The organism is uncultured Rikenella sp., from assembly GCF_947628055.1.
Lineage (GTDB): Bacteria > Bacteroidota > Bacteroidia > Bacteroidales > Rikenellaceae > Rikenella.
Genome location: NZ_CANQYJ010000006.1, coordinates 21323 through 40607, shown reverse-complemented (window position 1 = coordinate 40607; position 19285 = coordinate 21323). Strand labels below are relative to the sequence as shown.

Here is a 19285-nt window from a genome sequence, read left to right as displayed (position 1 = left end):
TTGCATAATTCCAAGATATGTGTCACTCATATCAACAGTAATTTCGTTTATCCAACCCCAGGTTTGGCATTTAACAGTCTTTTTTAAAACGCTTGTTTCTGAACTATTAAAACCGTTGTTAATTCTATTTTCTAAATCATTCAAACCATCAGCACTTATCGGTGTTTTTACACTTTCGCCTTTATTATGCCATTCTTTTTTTACAAAACTCATAATGTTACCATAGGGCAACAAATAATTAAATTATAACTATTGCCCCCCCCCCAATTGATATTTTTAAAATTCATTTTTATCACTTTCCTTTCTAATTTAATTATAACATATAAATAAAAATTCGCCTAAAAGTTCATAAAACCTATAATTTCTAAATATCCAGTTACACCACCAGTTCTACCAAATATTGTTGCGTTTGATGTTTGCATGCCATCAGAAGTTCTTATAAATAATTGATTTAATCCTGTTTTAGATATTTGTGATGTTATATCAATACTAGTTGCATAAGTTGCAGTACTAGAACTTCCAGTAAAACCATTTGCACCAAACGCATTTGGTATTTCAGTTCCCACCGAATTAGAATATATTCCACCTGTTCCTTGATTGTAAGTTAAATTAAAACTAGATAATTTATATAATTTCAAATTTCTTGAATATCCCGTTATTGGATTACTTTCAAAATTAACCCAACTTATAGGTGCATGTAAAAGTAAAATTTTAGCACTTTTTATTGTAAAGTTATCTGGAAGTCTAAATGTAAACATCATAGCATTTCTTTGTGAATTTGCGTCGTCTCCACCACCAACATGACCAAGTGGAACAAAATCGCCACCACCAGTTGTATATCTACCTCTAACATAACCAGGATATATTAAATTTGTTGCTAAGCCATTATCTCCAACAACTGTTGCTCCATTTGATAATTTTAAACTACCACCATCAATGGTACAGTTAGTGAAAGTACCATTTTTAGTTGTAAAACTACCTTCTTTAGTAATTTGAGTATTTGTTGATTGTAGTTCAAATCGATTAGCTTTAATTGACACTAAATCAGCCGACTGATTAACTTCAGATACAACATTGCCTTTTTGAACTTTATTAGATAATTCAGTATCCGTTTGTGTCCTATATGTTGTAAAATCAGCATTGCTAACTTTATCTTCAATTAATTTTGCTGTTTGGGTTCTGTAACTTTCAAATATTGAATTATCTACTTTAAGACTAGCAACTGATTGAATTTGTTCTTCAGTTTGTGTTATTTCAGTACTAAGTTCAATCTTTGTTGCGTATTCGTCAACAATTTCATTTATAATAGCATATTTAACAAAATAATTTAGTCCTTCAAAACTTTCTAAATAGATTGTATTTTTTCCTTTAAATAAAGTTATATTTACAATACCATAATCTTCTTCAACAGGTTCTATTAAACGACTTCTAGTTCCGTCATCTTCCACTTTAACTCGTCTAATTATCTTAGCTTTTCTTTCATATTGTTTTGAATTTTCATTGTATATATTTTCAATTACAAACTCATCACTTATGTCATTATAAGTATATAAATATAAATAACTATCATTATTAGGCAAATGGAATTTTCTTTTTTCTTCTTTATCATTTTCAACTATTAAATAGCTATCTAAAGGATATAATGTATCTTCTGGGTATAAATCATCTTGTGGATATAATAATTCTACTTCACCTGTTATATGAAGTTCTAATAAATTACCTTCCTGTGCTTGCTCTACAGTTAATTTATTGTTCCCACTTGTTTCGCGTGTATAATCATAAACTCCTTCAACTAATTGACGTATACCTTCGACATCTTGTTCAGTTTTAGTTATTCTTTCGTTAAATGTGTCAGTTTGTGATACAACACTTTCTATTGTTTGATTTTGTTTATCCACAATTATATAAGTTTGGTTTATTTTCCTATCGGTCTTATCAGCTTTTGTATAATCGGTTTCTGCCTGTTCTGGCAATTCTGTATAAATCGTTTCTTCTAAGCCTTGTGTTATATTTATTTCATCATTAAATATAATACATTGATAGGTATTTTCACCAATGCTAACATTATATCTATCAGCAATTTCATAATAACAAATTCCAGTGCTAGAAAAGTCATTTATGTAATATTCTAAGCCATTTAATTTATTTAATATATCAGGTAAATAATCACTTCGGTCGTTAAAATTCATTATTTGATTATCGCTTATTTTTAATTCACACAAACCATTGTCGGCAACACTTTGTTCGTCTTGTAAATAAATATTGTCAGCTCCAGCACTTCGGCTTAAAACAATGCTATTAATTGGACCATATTTTTCACCAAATTTAACATTTACATCTTTTAGGTATTCTTCGTCTATAGTGTCGTCTTCTAATCGGTAAGTTAAATCTAATTTGTTTATCAACTCGTTTTTATCATTAATTTCAATTTTATTATAGCCTTTTCTTAATTGGATATTAACTGGTTCTGTTGTAAATTCTTGTGGAGTTTCTAATATCCATTTAAATATAACTGGATTGCCTTCGTTGTATCTATCTTTTAACCATTGCTTATATTGTGCTTTAGTTGTATATTCCTTTGGCAAATAAAAGTAAAAACATCCACTAGCCATAAATCCAGTTCCCTCATCATTAACCGCTAAAGCATATTTAAAATAATTAGATATTATTGGTTTTCTTGAGCCCTCTTTGCTAGAATTATCTATTTTAATTCTTGCTCTAATATAGCCATCTTTTTCAAAAATTATACTTTCATCACCAGTAAGAACACATTCGCCTATTCTTTTAATACCTTTACCGCTAATTAAATCATGTTCATCAGCAACATCATTTATTGAATTTAATTTATTGTTACCAATATCTATATATGTTTCGGTTTTTTGGTATGGTTCATAAGTCATATCTTCATTATCTATTGTAACAATTAATTCATTAAATTCACATGTATCACCAATATCATATTCTCTATCCCTATTAAAATTAAGATATAGCCATACACATAAATATTTTGTTTCACCTAAATCATCTGGGACAACAAGAGAAATTGTTTCACCACTATTATCTGAATATACAATAGATTGTCTGATATTGCCTGTTGCATCACATAATCCTAGATTATATCTTGGATGAATATTTTTTGTATAAGAAAAATTTGCTTTCATTCTTACAGTTTTTCCAACAAAATTGGTTAAATCATCTAATTTATATGCAATACATGAAATTTCTAAATTTGTCTTATTTGCTGTTAATTTTACTCCTGTAGGTAAAGTCGAAGCATCAGCACCACTTGATAGAACAACTGTTGCTTGTTTATCATTAAATATATTCTTACCAATGTCTACTAATTGTAAATTACCTTGAACGCATTTTATTTCACTTGGAAATTCAGGACTTGGCATTGCTCCATATGGTTCATACATAAATTGCTCTGGTGTTATTGAAGTATCTTCTAATACAGATAGTCTAAATATCAATTCTCCATCTTGTTCTTCATTAAAATCAGTATGAGTTCTTAAACCGTATTGATGATCTAAATCTCCAGGTTTATAATCTTTGTTACTATGTATAAGATTAACTTTAACGTCGCCTTCTTTTAATTCACTAAAATCATAATATACTTCTGTATCAAATTGTGCATTAATATTAGTACTAACAGGATAAATTCGTCCTGTACCAGAAACTGATTTTACTTCTAATACAATTAAATAATCAGTGTCTTGTTTTATATTTAAATCATGCGTAGAAAAATCATAATATTCAAGAATAGGATTAAATTTTTTTATTGTAATCCAACCATTAGAATTTATAGTATATCCTTCTTCAACATAATTAGTATCTCTATAATTAAATAAATTTTTCAAATTTCCTGTTTCTTGGAAACTGTTGCCATACACAATTAGACTTCTAGCATTTTGCTTTGGTATGTTATCAACTTCAATAATATTGTTATTATTTGAACTAGTAGTTTCAATTTCACCCGTACTAGTTATATATTTTATTTCAACTTCGTCATTTTCATTAATGATAATATTACTAGCCGTAACTTGTGCCAATTCATCAAATATGTCTCTATATGTATAACCTAAGCCAGCATATAAGTCACTTTCTATCATTCTATTATAATTTGCAAACTCATCTTCTTTATTTTTAAATTCTAAACCTATATCTTCACAAAGATATGTTATATAATCACGTATAGAAATGGGAAATTTAACATTTTCTTTTTTTAACTTAGTGTATTCAACCATAGAATTTAGCATTTTATCATAAGCCACAATGTTATATGCGTTATTATCTTCTTGCTTTTCACTAGAATAAATTTGATAATTTCCATAGTCAAGATATTCATAATCTCCACTGTCCAATAAAACGCCAAATTTATAATTAACAATAGTTCCTACAGGTATATCTATATTACTATCAATATCAAGTTCTTTCATTACTGATTTTAATAATGAACTTTGTAAAACAGGGGTAACGGCATTTAATTGCTCGTTACCTAATTCTGTTTCACCAAAAGTTAATTTGCTATCTAATTCTCTACCTATTAAATTAATTTTATTTTTAAATTCTTCACTATGTTTTCTCATCTACTTGGCCTCTTTCTATTAGCTATAAAACTTATATCAAAGCTTTCGTTTGCGTGTGCAACATTTGAAAATGTATTTCTATTAGCAGTAGCCCAGTCTCCTGTATATGTATCCATTTCATAAAGTCTTTTTAATACAGGGTCATAATAAGTAACCCATTGTGTAGCATTATCCAAAATAGGAGCAATAGCTTCTAATTCTTGTTGTGATAATTTTCTAAAACTAACTTTAATTTTAGGAAATATTCCGACAAGAGTACCAGAATTTGTTCCAGCTAAATTACGTCCACTATCGGAACCCCATAGTTTATTATAGCCATATTCAACTTCGGTTATATAACTTGTAAAATTATCTATACCTCTAACTTTAAGGCTATCTTTATTTATGAGCATTTCATCATCTCCTATCTATTAAAAGCAAAATCATTTTGCACACTAATTCTTTTTTGTTCTTTTGCAATTTGTCTATTATCTAATTTAGTTATATTAGTTAAATTAATATTAACATATTTGCCTATTGACTCACCAAGTAAAGCCATTTGTTGTGCGTCTGTTAATGGTATGACACCTTCACGGGAACCACTTGTTCCACCTTCTCCAGCTATTGCCTGTCCATAACCTACTGGTACACCTCTGCCAGGTTGTGAAATGACTCCACCTTTTGCCAATCTAGGAACAAATCTAGGTATTTGAAGTTCAGGAACTAAAGGTATTGAAATTCCTATAATTCCAGAAAGTGCATTTACACCTTGTATTATTTTATTAATACCTCCTATAACAACAGTATTTACTAAATATTCAATACCACTAATTATAAAATTAATTAATTTAGTTGTAGCAGTTATTATGTTATCTACAAAATTATTAGTTGCTGGACCTAATTCATTTATGAAATACAGAATTGAAGATAAAACTGTAACAACAAGTTGTTGTGCTGATGATAATATTCCAATTATCATTCCACCAATAGTTTCTATTACTTTTGACACTCCACTAAATATTGTAGTAAATAAATTTCCAACAGATTGAATAATAGGTGGCAAAACTTTTCCTAAAACTTCAATAGTTGCATTTATAGATTGATTTATTGTTTTTATAAGTTTTATAACAAATGGCCCTATATCATTAATAAATTTAGCACATGCTTCCAATATTATTGGCAATGTAGCAGCCATAACTAATAAAATAGCTGATATTCCTCCAACAACACCTAAAAATGGAACTAACCCTGCAGTCATTGCTGGCCCTAGTAAAACAATTGAACCCATTAAACCAATAATGGTTAGCATTATACCTGATAATAAATCTATTACGTCACCCAACTCTAAACCACTTTTTGAAAATACTTCAAGTAAATGAGTAACTTGATTTATTACTAAAGCAAAACCTCCAAAAATAACTGCTGCTGCCGCAATGCTTTGCCAACTAGGTGTCATTAATGTCATAGCACCTAGTAATAAACCAAAAGTTACAGTTAATTCACCTAGAACAATACCTAATAAACCAGCAACTTCTCCTAAAGTTAAACCACTTTGGCTAAAAGTATCAATTAATTTTGTTATAGAGTCAATTACTAATGTTAAGCCACCTAAAATTGCTATTGACTCAGCAGCTTTGCCTAAGCCATCAAAAAAGCCTTTAAACGTTGAACTCCAACCTCCAACCTCTTTATTAACTCCTTTTGCTTGACTTAAAAATTTAGCAAGTTTTATACCTAAGAAAACAGCACCAGTTCCAGCTATAATTCCTAATACTAATTTCCAATGGTCAATTATCCATTGACCCCAATTTTTTATTGTTTCTAACCATGCTGGAGGTTCAAAATTTTCCATAGATGTTAAATCAAAAGTTGGACTAGCAACATTACTTGCTGCATTATTATCTGTTGTGCTTGTATCTTCCAATATATTCATTTCATCAAATCCAGCTAAATTTTTCTTTATTTCTTTTGTATTTTTAGCAACAGCCGATGATGAATTTTTCATGCTTTCAAAGTCTTTTGCACTTTTAAATAAATCTTTACCAAACCATGATTTCCACAAATAATTAACATATTGCAATAGTCTTGCTACCAGATTTACAATAGCCCTAATTACTGGTTCTAAAACGCTAGCAAGTGCATATCTTATATATTCTAAATCATTAGCCAAATCTTCGTTATATTGTGAAATTGTACTAACAGCCTGTCTAACAAACATATAAGCACTTCTAACACTAAAAATTGCTAAAGTCCATTTTGCAACTTTTTTTAATACTCCACCCATTGAATTTGATAAACTATCAGTATTTTTTTTACCGTTATTTATTTCTTGATTAAATTTTTGTTGTTTTTTTTCTAATTGAATAAGTTGATTTGTTAGTTTTTCTTCTTCTACACCTAATTTTTCAACATCTTCCATGGTTAGGTTAAAATTAGTAGGTTTTTGAAGCATAACTCTTATTTCTTCAATTTTTCCTTTTAAATGTTCAATTTGTTCATCAAAACTTATTTCATCTGTAAATTCTGGAGGTTCATAATCAGCCCATATATTTTTTTCTTTAGGTTCTTTTACTTCTGGTTTAATTTCTGGATTTATTTTTTCAAATTCAGTTTTTATTTTATCTTTAATATTTTTTAAATTTTTTTTGAATGTTTCAGTAGATAATTTTAAATCTATTGTTGGTTTATTTTTTTTCTCTGTTTCATTTAACTTTTTTTCTAAATTTTGTACGTCTTTTTCAAATTGTTTATTATCTAATCCAGTTCCTATTACAATTTTTCCATCTGTATTCAAATTATCACTCCCTCTCTATGCCAGCCATTTTCATAAAGTCATTGATATTATTTTTTTCTTCTTCAGTTAAAATTCTTTTCTTTTCTTTTTTCTTTAATGCAACTTGTTTTTTAGCTTCAATAATTTTTTTCTTTTCTTTAGGGTCTTTGATATTTTTAGTATTAAAATTTCTTAAATTTCTTACTCTATTTAAAATACAACAATTGCCCATTTCACTATTAGAGAGTCCATTTATTCTGTCCATAAATTCCCAAAAGTGCATAGTTGTATTTTTTATATCTAAACCACCGTAATCACTTATAAAGCTAATTCTAACAAGTTCCATATCTTGTTCAAAATCAAAATCAGGTTCTTCATTTGTTGGCTTTATTTCTTTTCCACAAGATAAATATTTTTGAGCAAGTTCTAAAAATTTTTCTTGGTATTCTGTTTTTTCAAAAACAACTTCACCAAATAATAAATAAATAATAGCTAAGGCTCTTTCATAATCTTGAATTGTGTCATCTTGTGCAATTTTATTGCATTTTAAGGCAACTCTAAAATCAGTATTAATTTTAAAACGTTGCCCATCAATTTCTACATATTCAGGATAGTTCATTATTTCAATACATTATTTTCTTCTTGAGCTTTTCCATATTTACTTACTATTTTATTTTTAATATCCTCACTTCTTACTTTTAATTTAGGTAAAATAGGTTCAATTATTTCAGCAATATCATTATACATTGAAATGTACGGATTTCTACCGTTTAATAATTTTTTAGTTCCACCTTTTCCTAAAAACAAATCAAGGGCTTCCATTTCTTTTTCATAAAACTCTTTTAATGCCTTTATTTTTTCTTCTTCTTTCCAAGATAAAATAAATTTGCCTTTTTTATCTTCTTGATTATCAATTATTTTATATCTATTTTGTAAGTCAACTAAATTTTTTTTATGTTTAGCGTCACATTGATTTAATTTTAAAGGAAGTTCAATGTCTTCTAAATCAAACTCTAAATGTTCTCCTGTGTCATTTCCCTCACTATCTTTAATTCTTATTTTTAAAATATTATCTTTCTTTAATTGAATAAAATTTTCTTCTTTTTGATTAACATCTGCCATAGTGTTTAATCCTCCTTCTTTCTATTTAATAATAAAAGAGTGGGTTTATCCTACCCACCCTTTAAGGTTTTACATCTCGTTTTCTTTATTATCTAAGCCGTCGTTATTTTCTTCGGTTTCTGTTTCTTGTGTATCCCATTTTTTAGTAACACTTTTTCTAGAAACATTTGAAGCAATTACGGCTCTACTAGGGGGCGCTGTAATCACCTTTTGTAAATGTTGGTTTTCCAGCTTCTAATGTTACATAGCCGACTTCTTTATCTCCTTCCCAATAAAGGTCAAATTCCACAGTGGCGTTTTCACCCATCCATGATGTAACAGCAATTAACCCATCACTTTTCTCTGCATAGAATTTATCACCACTTTCACTTTTTCTTGTCATATCAATGTCAAGAATGTGTGTACGATAATTTAATTTATCACGACCAGCCTCGATAAATTTATAACAAGGGTCGTTAGTGTAAATACTTTGCGATACACTACTAGTTTTTTCATTACTTTCGTGAATGTGGCGAGACGTACGCTCGATTATCCATTTTTCAGACTCTATACTTGGATTTTGTTCGATGGCTAGTTCGGTGATTCCAACTCCAAGTTTTTCCCAAGTTTCAGTTTTATATGGAGTAGTATCAAGATAAGTGACCCACTCATCACGGTTCATTTTAATATAACCAGTATCATTCATAATTATTTCTCCTCTCTATATGTTATTTGAATTTGTATATCAAATTCAGCTGTGTTAGTATTTGCATTGTTCATTGTTCCACAATTTAAACAACTAACACTTTCTATACCTTTTATATCTGGTAGAATTTTATTATCATTATTTTTTTTAATTGAAGCTTCAAATATTTCAAAAAAACCTATGTTAGTAAGATTATTAATTGTGTCTTGTGAATAAGCCTTACGACTTCTAAATGAAAATACATCTCTGTGTATCTCAAGCCCTGTTATCCATCTCTCGACTGTACTAGCATTTGGTATTTTATCTAAAGAATAACTTTCAACATCTTTTCCAAGCATATCAGCATTTATTTGATATTTTTTATCTTTAGCTATATTATCAATAACTTGAAATAAATAATCTCTTAATTTTGATATTCTAGTTTCTTTATAATCAATATCCATTATTTGCCTCCTTGATTAACATAATCTTGTACTTCTTTAACAACTTGACCTATTTCAGCACTTACCATACGTCTATCCCAATAAGGACCTGTTCCTGGTGTAGTATAATTCCTTACTTTATGGCTTCCATCTTCACGTTCTCCATAATATTGATAACGTGCATAAGGGCTTTCATAAGTAATACTACTATCTTCTAAATCAACAATAGTTCTTAAATTACCTTTATCCATTGGAACATATTTATCCATATGATTATAACAAGTTTCTGTAAAGAATGCTTGTACTGGCCCATTTATTTCTAATCCTAATCTTTTTTTTATTTTATCAATAGAATTAAGTTTTACATAACCCATTATTTGCCACCGATGTGTATATGTGGGTTGTTGCCAAACGTATTATTGTTTAAAGAAGTAATATTGTAAATGTTTTCTTGGTCTAATTCTTGTTGAGTGTTTATGTCTTTAAATATTAAGCCTTGTATCAATATATCACCAATACTAAAGTTTTCAATATCAAGATTTTTATTAGTTTCATAAAATATCCTAATTTGAACGTCGTTAGCATTTTCGTATCCTTTATTAATACCAGCACCCTTACCACCAAACCACCAAACATTATCATAATTAAATCTTTCCCATTTTTCTAATTTTTCAGTTTCATCATAATATTTATGATAAACCGTTAAACCACTATTAACTAGCATTAAGATACCCCATTATACATAATATGTTCGTTATTTACAACGCACCCTATTAAATAATTCATCATAATATCTTCTAGTTCAACTTGTTTAGATTTAATTATTGTTTGTGTATTTGCTAATACTTGGTCTGCAGTAACATAACTAACACTATAACCATCAATATTTTCACTTGCAATATTGCATTTATTAATACCGTCGGAAGTATCTATGTTAGTGGCACTAATGTAACTTTCGATAGTATTAACCATTTTATTCACACACAATTTAACTTCTTGTGGTATCTCTTCGACACCAATTAATCTTTTTTGAGTTCTTCCATCAATTATTTTTCTAGCTTCAAATTCTAATAGATTAAAAGGCATTTGTTCCATTTTCCCACCTAGTAATCTATACTCGTTGTAAGTTAGATATTGGTTTTCAAATTTCATAAATGCCCTCCTATCTATTCATTAAATGATTTTATTTTAGTTTTTCTACTTGAATAAACAATAGGTGCAGGGCTTAAAGTTAATTTACTTAAGTTAAGTTGATAACTTTCTTCATTATCAACAGTAACAACTAATGGCTTATTTTTACTTGTATCAGTAACCAATAAAACTAATTGTCCATCACTATCTAAAGTACTTTCTTTAGTTAATTTAACTTTAACTGTCTTGCCTTGCGTTGCTTCTTCAAATTTTATTGCTAAGTAGTTCCCTTTTTGTTCACTTTCAACACTTGAAAAATTAGGGTAACTATCAACATATTTTAATGTTCCTGTAACATTTCCTTCACTATCAATAGCAACATTTTCTTGTAAATCTTTTACATCTTTATTTAACAAATTAGTGTCGCCATCAATAACTTTTACAATAGTGCTAATGTCTAATCTACTTTTTTTTTAACACTTGCAAATGGGAAACGTGTTTCAGTAGTGTTTTCAATGTTTACAGGGTTAGGTAATGCCCAACCTAATCTCATTGTAACACGTAATGCTACCATATCATCTTGTGCTAAATTGTAAACAATTGCATCAGTATCTGGATCTTGAATAACTGCTTGATCTAATACTTTAAATGTAACATCTTGTCTAATAGAATATACTGCTTGTTTGAAATCACCTAAGATTAAATCAAGATTTTTTTTATCCCAAGCACCATTATCTACATAATTTCTTGGTAAAGCACCAATTTCAGTATTTTGAATAGGTTGTCCAGTATTATCAAGCATATTTCTAAATTTGCTCTTTAATTCAAGGCCTCCTAAAATACCAGTAACATTATAACCACTTGTTTCAACCTTGGTCATAGCGCCATCAATATCTTTATAGAAATTGTCAGTTTCTTCAGCATAAGCATTAGCAGTTTCTATTTGTTGTGCAATACCTTGTTCCCAATCGGTTGGTTTGTTAGTACCATTTAAAATTGCATTATCAATTTTGCTTGCAAATGCTTCAGTAATTCTAGGTCTAACTTGTGCCCAAATATCAACTGAGGCATCATTTAATAAGTTTTCTTTAATTGGAACGATAACTGCTAATTCGGCAGCATTAATATATTTATCTTTCCAAGCCATTTTAGTAACACTTTTACGACCATTTTTATTTGTTTCGTCAACAAATGAAACAATAGGAAGAGTGTCTAAAATACGTAATTTTGTCTTATCACTAGTCATGTTTGGCAACTTAGTCATAAGGGGTAATAGTTTACTGTCTCTAATTGTACCTTCAAAGATTTCATTTGCTACTTGAGGTTCAATTAATTTTTCAACGTCTGCTCTTTCAATTCCTTTTACAGCCATTTTTAATCTTATCTCCTTTTCTAATTATTATTTACCACGCAAGATATTATTCATAATATCATTTGTAGTAGTTTGATGATTTTCACCAGTACCTACACTAGGTGAACTTTGCACTTTTTTAACTACAGTCTCTCCGAAGTATTGCGGACATTCTTTTTTGTAATTTTCAAGTGCAGTTTCAAAGTCTGTCTTATCATCAACTTTAGACATAACTTCACTCATAACAAATTTGCTAAATTCCTTTTTAACTTCGCTTCCACTCATTTGAATTTCTGCTTTAAGGTTTTTATTTTCATTTGTTATTGTTTGTAAATTTTCCAAAGATTTATTATTTTCTTCAATAGTTAAGTTAAGTTTATCATTTTCAGTTTTCAAAGCTTTTTTATCTTTTTTTAATTGAATAATTTCGGCTTCTAAATCCGTAATTTTTTCATCTTTTCCTTTACTATCTTCAATTTTAGTTCCCATTTCTTTCATAATTTTATCAATTACTTCTTGGTCTAAATTTAAATCCTTTAAAAATTCACGCATATAAATATCTCCTCCTATCGTTATTATATATCGACGTCACGAACGCCGTGTGAATTGATATATGGTTTTTTAAACCTTAAGTAAATTATATTGTAAAATTTAAAAAATGTCAAAAACATAAAAAATACACAATTTTTTACAATTTATTGTGCATTTTTGCAATTTTTATGCAAATTTTTCATTTTAATTGTGCATTTTTCTAATTTATAAGCCAAGCATACTCTGCTTGTCTACGTCTGCAATCCCAAATATCATATATCGTCCCATATTTTGAACAGGTGATATGTCCTTCCATTGTGATAAGTAAAATATTGTTAGGATACATTTCGGATAATTCTCCAACCGTTTCACCATAGACAGGTATTTTTTCGTACCTTCTATCTAAATAATTAATTATAAACTCGGAATTATCCATCATTGTTCCACGTTCTTGGGCTAAATCACTAAGATGTTCGTAAACATAATCCCATGATTTTCCAGTGGCACATGAAATCGCTCTTATAGTACAGTCCATTGCTATATTTCCAACAGCATTGGCATTATAATATCTATAAGCCATTACATTCTACCAATTTCTTTTAATTTTTCATCAATAAGTTGTTTTTCTTCAGGTGTCTTAGCTTCTTTTTTAATGTGATGAATGAAGTCCATTAAACTATCCGCCATAATTTCTATTTTTTGCATATTTTCACTAGTTCCATAGTTTCCATATTCATTGCTGTCCATATAGTCATTATAAGCGTCATACATTTCGTCCATTAATTCTTCACCACGATAACGTCCTCTACCAGTGCCTTTTACACCTCTGCGTCCATAGCTGTCCATATATCTTCCTCTACTGTCACGACTTCTTCTTCCATAGCTATCTTCACCATATTCTCCATAGCTATCTCTACCATAATTTCCATATCTCATAAAATTTTCCTCCTTTGCTTTCCAATATTCTTCATTTTTTAAGTCTTTGTGGATATCAACCAATTTACCTAAATTATCTAAATTAGTTGGTGTAACTCCACTGTCAATTATTTCTTCAATTGATTTTTCAACTTGTTCATTTACTTTACAAATTAAATCTTTTTCACTATTTTTATCTTCCATAACTAACTCCTTTCGGTCGTTTTATTTTCTTCTAAAAGTGCAATAATTTTTTCATACTGTTTATCTTGATTATTTAAATGTTCTTGTAAATCTTGTATTTGCTTATTATTAAGTTCAATGTTTTGTAACCCAACAGCAAACGATAAAACATTTATTAAATCAATGATAAAATTATTGTATTTATAATCATTATCCATTTAATCTTGTTAAGCTAAAATTAGCTGATAAGATAATAGGAACTTGAGTAGTTATTGGTGTAGTTGGTGTATCAGCAGTTGGAACAGTTGGAATAGCTTGAACAGTTATATTAGCATTGCCTTTGCAACATACACGAATTTTTTTATCAATTCCAATATTAACATAATCGTTAGCTGCTCCTAGAGTCTCTGCCATCAACGTGCCTGGTATTAATTCACCGTTATTAAATAATCCAAAAGCAACAACGCCAGCAGTAGCACTCGAAACAGTTGCATTGAAATCAATTTCATAAAGCCCACCTTCAACAATATTATATCCAGCACTACCTGAATTATGACATAGCCAACTACGACAATTATTACAACCACAACTATTTGTTCTTATACAGTCAGTTTGAAATGTAACAGAAGATGAATTTGTAGGTAAAGTTGTTAAAGTATTAATATAACTTTGTATCATTTTTTTATCATTCCTTTCTTTTTTTAACCATTTAATGTGATTTTTTCACATAAAATAGTCAATTTTAACATTTTTTATGTATTTTTTACTTTTTTATTAGACATTTTGTCATGTTTTTAAATTATTAAGACAATTTTTGCATTTTTTGTCTAAATAAAAAGGGTATAGACTTGCTATACCCTAAAATCACACTTTTGCATGATTTTTTACGTGATTTCTCACATTTTTGCAAGTTCTCGTTATGAGTTCCTATAAAATAGGTCTTACTACCATTTTGCTAATTTCAGCAATATGGTCTAATAATATGAACCACAACCGTTGTTACAGCCACAACCAGCACCAATATATTGAACTGGAATAGGTGTGTTTCCACAAACCAATTGTGCATTTACTGGGCATCCAGTACGCAATTGATTTAATAAGTATTCATTTTGTTGTGCTTGGCTTGCAGATAATCTAAGAGCATTAATCTCATTTTGTTGAGCAGTGATTTGAGCGTTCTTATCTTCGATTCTATTTGCAGTAATTTCGTCATGTAAAGCACGATAATTAGCATTTTGATTATCAATTATATCACGTGTACTATTGCATAATGTTTGTTGTAATGCGTTTGTTTGCATTGCAATACCATAATTTACATCTTTAATTGCTCCTAAAGTAGCGCAAGATGTATCAGCAATTTGTTGTCTTAAATCACAGCAACAACCTTGTAATTGCGTTCCAAGTCCAGTAATTCCTCTTTCAATTTGGAATGACTGGTTACATAAAGCATTGTTTAGATTAGCAAAGCCAGTAGCAACACCCATGTTTGTAGTATTAAAGTTTTCAAGTGTACTATAACCTAAGTTACAAATACCTTGATTTACTTGGTTTATACCGCTATTTACAGTATTAAATCCATCAGATAGTAGTCTTTGAAGTGTTGCGAAGTCGCTAGATAAAACATAATTCATAGCAGCACCACTCCCATCTGTTCCACTTCCGTTGTTTCCACCAAAGCCGTTACGACCCCAGCCAAGAAACGCAAAGATTAAGAAAATAATAATCCCATTATGTTATCGTATAAGTTTTTTATCTCATACTTCTATAACTTACTTATTCGTTATAGTTCGGCATATCTTTTCAAATGTTTCCAAGTTTTACCTTTTCTTATATCGTTTATTGTTGCTCTTGATACATTAAACATTTTAGATAATTCACTATTTGTTTTTTGTAAATTATTTAAAATATAAATAACTTCTTTTTCTTTTAACTTAGAATAAGAACATTTTTCACCACATAAATGCAATCCATTTTTTATTGCATGATTTCTATTTTCTTGATTTGTTACAAATTCAAGATTATAAATAGAATTATTTAATTTATTACCATCTTTATGGTTTATTTGTGGTTTATTGTCTTTATTTTCTAAATATTTTTCAGCAACAAGTCTATGAACAAAATATCTTTTGTGTCCTATAATAACTCTTAAATATCCTTTCCCATTTGGTTGAGGTTTAAGTATATGATTATTATGTTTATTTATAATTTGTCCATCTTTTGTTATTTCATAATCTTCTAATGTATAAAACTTTCCTTTTTTCATATTATCACCTAACAATATTGTAACATATTAGGGGATAATAATCAACACTTGTCGAGGTCTCGTGGGTAGATTATATCTTTTCACTACCTATGCTCTGCCCCTGACTATACTTTGTATAGCCTTCGGTTCGGATTAGCATTTCAGCCTTCCCGTTTAATACCTCGATTTACCCATGGCAGATTTCTACCATGCTCCTTCACCATTGCCAAAACCATTATTGCCACCATTGTTTCCACTGTTTCCAGTAGCAGCTGCAATATCAGCTAAAGAATAACCTTCTCCACGCATAATTTATTTCTCCTTTCTTAAATTAGATTATGGGGTTGCAAATTATTTATAAAACCATAAAAACTAATTTTTAAAAGTACTCATAAATTCTTGGAACTCTTTGTCAAAATCAGCTCCATGTTCTTTAAAGATATTTCTAGCAAAGTTTTGTAAACCTTGTGTATCTCCTTTTTCAGCCATATCGGTTAAATTGTTAAAAATAGGGTTTCCACTTTTTTTTATCATATTCATAGCAAATTGTTTAGGATTTTTAATTGCTTTTAATATTTGTAATGGGTTGTTCATATTAATCACCTTTTTTTATCTTTTTTATTTCTGCTTTTAAGTCTTTTATTTCATCTTTTAAATCGTCTATTTCACTTAAATCAATCTCTTTAATAGATTTCTTTAAATCGTCCATAGTAACATATTGAACTTTTGGTGTTTCTTTTTCTTCAATAGGTTTATAAATAGTTGTCTTACTTGTACCGTCAGTTAATAATTGCTTAGTAACAATAGCACTGTTATTTGTTAATGGAAAATAACTTACTGAGCCATCTAAAGGAATATCAATAGCTTTGACAACGTCTATACTGTCAACTAATTTTCCATTTAGTACTTGTCTGCTAGACACTGCAGAATTGACTGCAGAACTCTGTGTATTCACTGCAGAATTTTGCAGAGGTTGATTAAAGTTGTTATTAAATGGTTGCATATAAGGGTTATAACCAAACTGATTATTATACATTTTTATCATCTCCAAAATAATAAAAGAAGATAAATGACAAATGTTTTAATAAATGCCTTTTATCTCCTTTCATGATTAAATTTTATTATATTTTTTCAATAATAAATTGCCGCTTTTTTGCCACTTTTTTGCCACTTTTTTGCCACTTTTTTGCCAAAAAAAGAAGTCATAAGACTTTTTTTATTTTTTTTATTAATAATTTTATTCTTCTACTTAATGTTCGTTCACTCATTGGAATTGCTAGTGCTATTTCAACATTAGAACATTTTTTTATTTTCATTTCTAAGATTTTAGATAACTCATCGTTAAGCATTGCTTTTTCTTTAATACGTTCATATTCTTCTTTTGTAAAATCAAACATAAAGCACCTCACATGTAGCGACCACAAGATTTACATCTCTTTTGTTTTGATTTTCTTGTTTTTCTTTTAGTGGTTTTTGTAGTTTTTGTATATTTTATACGTTGTCTTGCCATTAATTATTAACCTCGTTTTCATTACCATTTATAAAATTATTGTTACCACCATCGCCACTATTTTGACTAACATCATAATCTTCTATTGTTTCAGTTGTCTCAACAACTTCAATATCATTTAATAAATAAATTGTATAACAAGTAACCGCCGTTAACATTGCACATAACACTAAGATTATAATAAACAATCTTTTATTCTGCTTTTTATAATCATTTAATATATCCATGGCAACGCTAACTTCATTTTCGACTCTCTTCTCTATCTTATTTACTTTTTTTTCAAGATTCATTTCTTCTACCTCCCTTGTGATACTCTTTTATGTGGTTGGAAATAGCTTCTTTAATCTTATTACTTATCTGGTCATCTAACTTTCCGAGCGTGCTTTTAATGTCTTCCAAATCTTCCTTTATGTCTTTAAGCTGTTGGTCTAGTATTCCTTGCCTATAGTTTCTATCGGCTGTATCACTTTTCGATTTGTCCCCTCTTCCAAAAGCGAAATTCAGTATGGTTATAACTGCCAAACCAATTGTCAATATGCTATTCCAGTCCATATTATAACCTCTTTCCTATCTAAAGAAATTATAGCATAGATTTTAAATTTTTCAAAATTAGCTGTTTTTGTTTGCATTCAGATCTTCTATTTTAAATAACAAATTTCTACATATATCAACTAATTTTTCAATATCCCCTATTTTAAAATAAGCCCAATCTTCTTTGTAATCATAATCTGGTGTTGCTAAAAGTATTATTTTATCTTCCATTTTATTAAAAAATTTCTTTATTTCTTCATCACTCATTATCTAATATCTCCTTTATATTTTTATTTTCTCTCTTTTCCATATACATAACTTGCATTATGCAACTAATCATTCCTATAAAGTAACCGATTAGTAAACTAATTATTATTGTTATTACCATCTTGTATCTCCTTATTAATAATATCAATCGAATTACTTAAAGATTTTAAAAATTCTTCTTTAGTAACTTTATATAAAGTTAAATATGCAAAACATAGTTTACTTAAAAATATACCAGCATCTTGCCCATTGCCTTTTTCAAAAAAATTACAGCATTCTTTTAATAATTTATTTTTGTTTGTTATTTTCATTTATATTCTCCATTCTATCTTTAATTTCGTATTCTTCTATATAATAATTATTTTCTTCATATTTCTTTTTTAATACTTCAATTTCCTTTTCAGCATTTTCTTTATTCAAATAAACACTTTGTATCCATTCATAATAATCTTCATAAACTTCATTATTATTGCCTTTAATTATGTATATTTTCATCTTAAAGCCTCCTCACTATAACAACTAGTATCACATTCAATTGTTTTTGCAATTACTGTTATGTAAATTAATGTTGCCAAGCTAAATATCATTATAAATTCTATAATATAAATTTTAATATCATCTTTTAATCTTAACTTTTTCTTTTTCATTTCTTCCTCCACATCATCAATTTTTTATACATTTCGTAATGAAATCTAACTCTATTATCTAAAGGTTTTTTTACAACCAGTACAAGTGCCGTATTTATAAGCATTGTATTTTTTATTGTTATATCCACAATGTGGACACTTTATCATTTCTTCAAATTCTTTTGCCATGTTATCTTACCTCTTGAATATTATTAATATTATCTATTTGATTAGCTCGCCAACTAATAGATAAAACCCCTAAAATAATTGTAGAATAAAATAATACCATTATTAATAAATTTTTAACCCAACTTTTTAATCTTAACTTTTTCATTTTTTCCTCCTATTAATCATACATTTTTTCATTATTAATTATACTTATAATTTTAATCTTTTTAGAACGTTTACATTTATTTATAAATTTATTA

General features: G+C 28.6%; 30 protein-coding genes. All 30 read right to left on the bottom strand.

Annotation, left to right across the window (positions count from 1 at the left end; genetic code table 11):
• Nucleotides 1-213: hypothetical protein (locus Q0Z93_RS01325; RefSeq protein WP_298061812.1), on the bottom strand; the 213-nt coding region annotated here is incomplete at its 3' end.
• Between the two features lie 125 nt (nt 214-338).
• Nucleotides 339-4589 (bottom strand): hypothetical protein, encoded by a 4251-nt coding sequence (locus Q0Z93_RS01320; protein WP_298061810.1) that lies wholly within the window; start codon nt 4587-4589, stop codon nt 339-341.
• The gene (locus Q0Z93_RS01315; protein WP_298061808.1) at nt 4586-4981 is read right to left on the bottom strand and encodes a hypothetical protein; all 396 of its coding nucleotides are present in this window, start codon (nt 4979-4981) and stop codon (nt 4586-4588) included. Before Q0Z93_RS01315 ends, Q0Z93_RS01320 begins: the two co-directional genes overlap by 4 nt.
• Before the next feature lie 11 nt (nt 4982-4992).
• Complete coding sequence (locus Q0Z93_RS01310; protein ID WP_298061807.1) at nt 4993-7362, bottom strand: hypothetical protein; 2370 nt, start codon at nt 7360-7362, stop codon at nt 4993-4995.
• Between the two features lie 4 nt (nt 7363-7366).
• On the bottom strand, nt 7367-7960 hold the full coding sequence (locus Q0Z93_RS01305) for a Gp15 family bacteriophage protein (protein ID WP_298061805.1): 594 nt from the start codon (nt 7958-7960) through the stop codon (nt 7367-7369).
• The gene (locus Q0Z93_RS01300) at nt 7960-8463 is read right to left on the bottom strand and encodes a hypothetical protein (RefSeq protein WP_298061803.1); all 504 of its coding nucleotides are present in this window, start codon (nt 8461-8463) and stop codon (nt 7960-7962) included. The genes Q0Z93_RS01305 and Q0Z93_RS01300 overlap by 1 nt, the downstream gene beginning before the upstream one ends.
• A 187-nt stretch (nt 8464-8650) precedes the next feature.
• On the bottom strand, nt 8651-9148 hold the full coding sequence (locus Q0Z93_RS01295) for a hypothetical protein (protein WP_298061801.1): 498 nt from the start codon (nt 9146-9148) through the stop codon (nt 8651-8653).
• A 2-nt stretch (nt 9149-9150) separates the two neighbouring features.
• On the bottom strand, nt 9151-9591 hold the full coding sequence (locus Q0Z93_RS01290; protein ID WP_298061800.1) for a hypothetical protein: 441 nt from the start codon (nt 9589-9591) through the stop codon (nt 9151-9153).
• On the bottom strand, nt 9591-9944 hold the full coding sequence (locus Q0Z93_RS01285) for a minor capsid protein (RefSeq protein ID WP_298061798.1): 354 nt from the start codon (nt 9942-9944) through the stop codon (nt 9591-9593). Before Q0Z93_RS01285 ends, Q0Z93_RS01290 begins: the two co-directional genes overlap by 1 nt.
• The gene (locus Q0Z93_RS01280; protein ID WP_298061796.1) at nt 9944-10294 is read right to left on the bottom strand and encodes a DUF6751 family protein; all 351 of its coding nucleotides are present in this window, start codon (nt 10292-10294) and stop codon (nt 9944-9946) included. The genes Q0Z93_RS01285 and Q0Z93_RS01280 overlap by 1 nt, the downstream gene beginning before the upstream one ends.
• Complete coding sequence (locus tag Q0Z93_RS01275) at nt 10294-10722, bottom strand: hypothetical protein (protein WP_298061794.1); 429 nt, start codon at nt 10720-10722, stop codon at nt 10294-10296. The genes Q0Z93_RS01280 and Q0Z93_RS01275 overlap by 1 nt, the downstream gene beginning before the upstream one ends.
• 14 nt (nt 10723-10736) lie before the next feature.
• Nucleotides 10737-11117: a hypothetical protein gene (locus Q0Z93_RS01270; protein ID WP_298061792.1), complete on the bottom strand. Its 381-nt coding sequence runs from the start codon at nt 11115-11117 to the stop codon at nt 10737-10739.
• Between the two features lie 41 nt (nt 11118-11158).
• Nucleotides 11159-12073 (bottom strand): phage major capsid protein, encoded by a 915-nt coding sequence (locus Q0Z93_RS01265; protein ID WP_298061790.1) that lies wholly within the window; start codon nt 12071-12073, stop codon nt 11159-11161.
• A 27-nt stretch (nt 12074-12100) separates the two neighbouring features.
• The gene (locus Q0Z93_RS01260) at nt 12101-12604 is read right to left on the bottom strand and encodes a hypothetical protein (protein ID WP_298061787.1); all 504 of its coding nucleotides are present in this window, start codon (nt 12602-12604) and stop codon (nt 12101-12103) included.
• Between the two features lie 199 nt (nt 12605-12803).
• A complete protein-coding gene (locus tag Q0Z93_RS01255) occupies nt 12804-13163 on the bottom strand; it encodes a hypothetical protein (RefSeq protein WP_298061785.1) in 360 nt (119 codons plus the stop codon).
• Nucleotides 13163-13702: a hypothetical protein gene (locus Q0Z93_RS01250; RefSeq protein WP_298061784.1), complete on the bottom strand. Its 540-nt coding sequence runs from the start codon at nt 13700-13702 to the stop codon at nt 13163-13165. The genes Q0Z93_RS01255 and Q0Z93_RS01250 overlap by 1 nt, the downstream gene beginning before the upstream one ends.
• A 2-nt stretch (nt 13703-13704) precedes the next feature.
• Nucleotides 13705-13899 (bottom strand): hypothetical protein, encoded by a 195-nt coding sequence (locus Q0Z93_RS01245; RefSeq protein ID WP_298061782.1) that lies wholly within the window; start codon nt 13897-13899, stop codon nt 13705-13707.
• Nucleotides 13892-14359 (bottom strand): hypothetical protein, encoded by a 468-nt coding sequence (locus tag Q0Z93_RS01240; protein ID WP_298061780.1) that lies wholly within the window; start codon nt 14357-14359, stop codon nt 13892-13894. Before Q0Z93_RS01240 ends, Q0Z93_RS01245 begins: the two co-directional genes overlap by 8 nt.
• A gap of 296 nt (nt 14360-14655) precedes the next feature.
• Nucleotides 14656-15312, bottom strand: coding sequence for a hypothetical protein (locus tag Q0Z93_RS01235; protein WP_298061778.1), 657 nt, complete (start codon nt 15310-15312; stop codon nt 14656-14658).
• Nucleotides 15313-15461: 149 nt separating this feature from the next.
• Nucleotides 15462-15944 carry an HNH endonuclease signature motif containing protein gene (locus Q0Z93_RS01230; protein WP_298061776.1) on the bottom strand — a complete coding sequence of 161 codons (483 nt, stop codon included), beginning with the start codon at nt 15942-15944 and terminating at the stop codon, nt 15462-15464.
• Between the two features lie 351 nt (nt 15945-16295).
• Nucleotides 16296-16517 carry a hypothetical protein gene (locus Q0Z93_RS01225; protein WP_298061774.1) on the bottom strand — a complete coding sequence of 74 codons (222 nt, stop codon included), beginning with the start codon at nt 16515-16517 and terminating at the stop codon, nt 16296-16298.
• A 1-nt stretch (nt 16518) separates the two neighbouring features.
• Nucleotides 16519-16974, bottom strand: a complete 456-nt coding sequence (locus tag Q0Z93_RS01220; RefSeq protein WP_298061773.1) for a hypothetical protein — start codon at nt 16972-16974, stop codon at nt 16519-16521.
• A 151-nt stretch (nt 16975-17125) separates the two neighbouring features.
• Nucleotides 17126-17320 (bottom strand): hypothetical protein, encoded by a 195-nt coding sequence (locus Q0Z93_RS01215; RefSeq protein WP_298061771.1) that lies wholly within the window; start codon nt 17318-17320, stop codon nt 17126-17128.
• Nucleotides 17321-17432: 112 nt separating this feature from the next.
• Nucleotides 17433-17723, bottom strand: coding sequence for a hypothetical protein (locus Q0Z93_RS01210; protein ID WP_298061769.1), 291 nt, complete (start codon nt 17721-17723; stop codon nt 17433-17435).
• A complete protein-coding gene (locus Q0Z93_RS01205) occupies nt 17713-17985 on the bottom strand; it encodes a hypothetical protein (RefSeq protein WP_298061767.1) in 273 nt (90 codons plus the stop codon). The genes Q0Z93_RS01210 and Q0Z93_RS01205 overlap by 11 nt, the downstream gene beginning before the upstream one ends.
• Before the next feature lie 57 nt (nt 17986-18042).
• Entirely contained in the window at nt 18043-18231 is a 189-nt protein-coding gene (locus Q0Z93_RS01200; RefSeq protein ID WP_298061765.1) for a hypothetical protein, read from the bottom strand.
• A gap of 98 nt (nt 18232-18329) precedes the next feature.
• Complete coding sequence (locus Q0Z93_RS01195) at nt 18330-18542, bottom strand: hypothetical protein (RefSeq protein WP_298061763.1); 213 nt, start codon at nt 18540-18542, stop codon at nt 18330-18332.
• Complete coding sequence (locus tag Q0Z93_RS01190; RefSeq protein WP_298061761.1) at nt 18520-18726, bottom strand: hypothetical protein; 207 nt, start codon at nt 18724-18726, stop codon at nt 18520-18522. Before Q0Z93_RS01190 ends, Q0Z93_RS01195 begins: the two co-directional genes overlap by 23 nt.
• Entirely contained in the window at nt 18723-18890 is a 168-nt protein-coding gene (locus tag Q0Z93_RS01185; RefSeq protein ID WP_298061758.1) for a hypothetical protein, read from the bottom strand. The genes Q0Z93_RS01190 and Q0Z93_RS01185 overlap by 4 nt, the downstream gene beginning before the upstream one ends.
• A gap of 157 nt (nt 18891-19047) precedes the next feature.
• On the bottom strand, nt 19048-19191 hold the full coding sequence (locus Q0Z93_RS01180) for a hypothetical protein (RefSeq protein WP_298061757.1): 144 nt from the start codon (nt 19189-19191) through the stop codon (nt 19048-19050).
• Between the last annotated feature and the right edge of the window lie 94 nt (nt 19192-19285).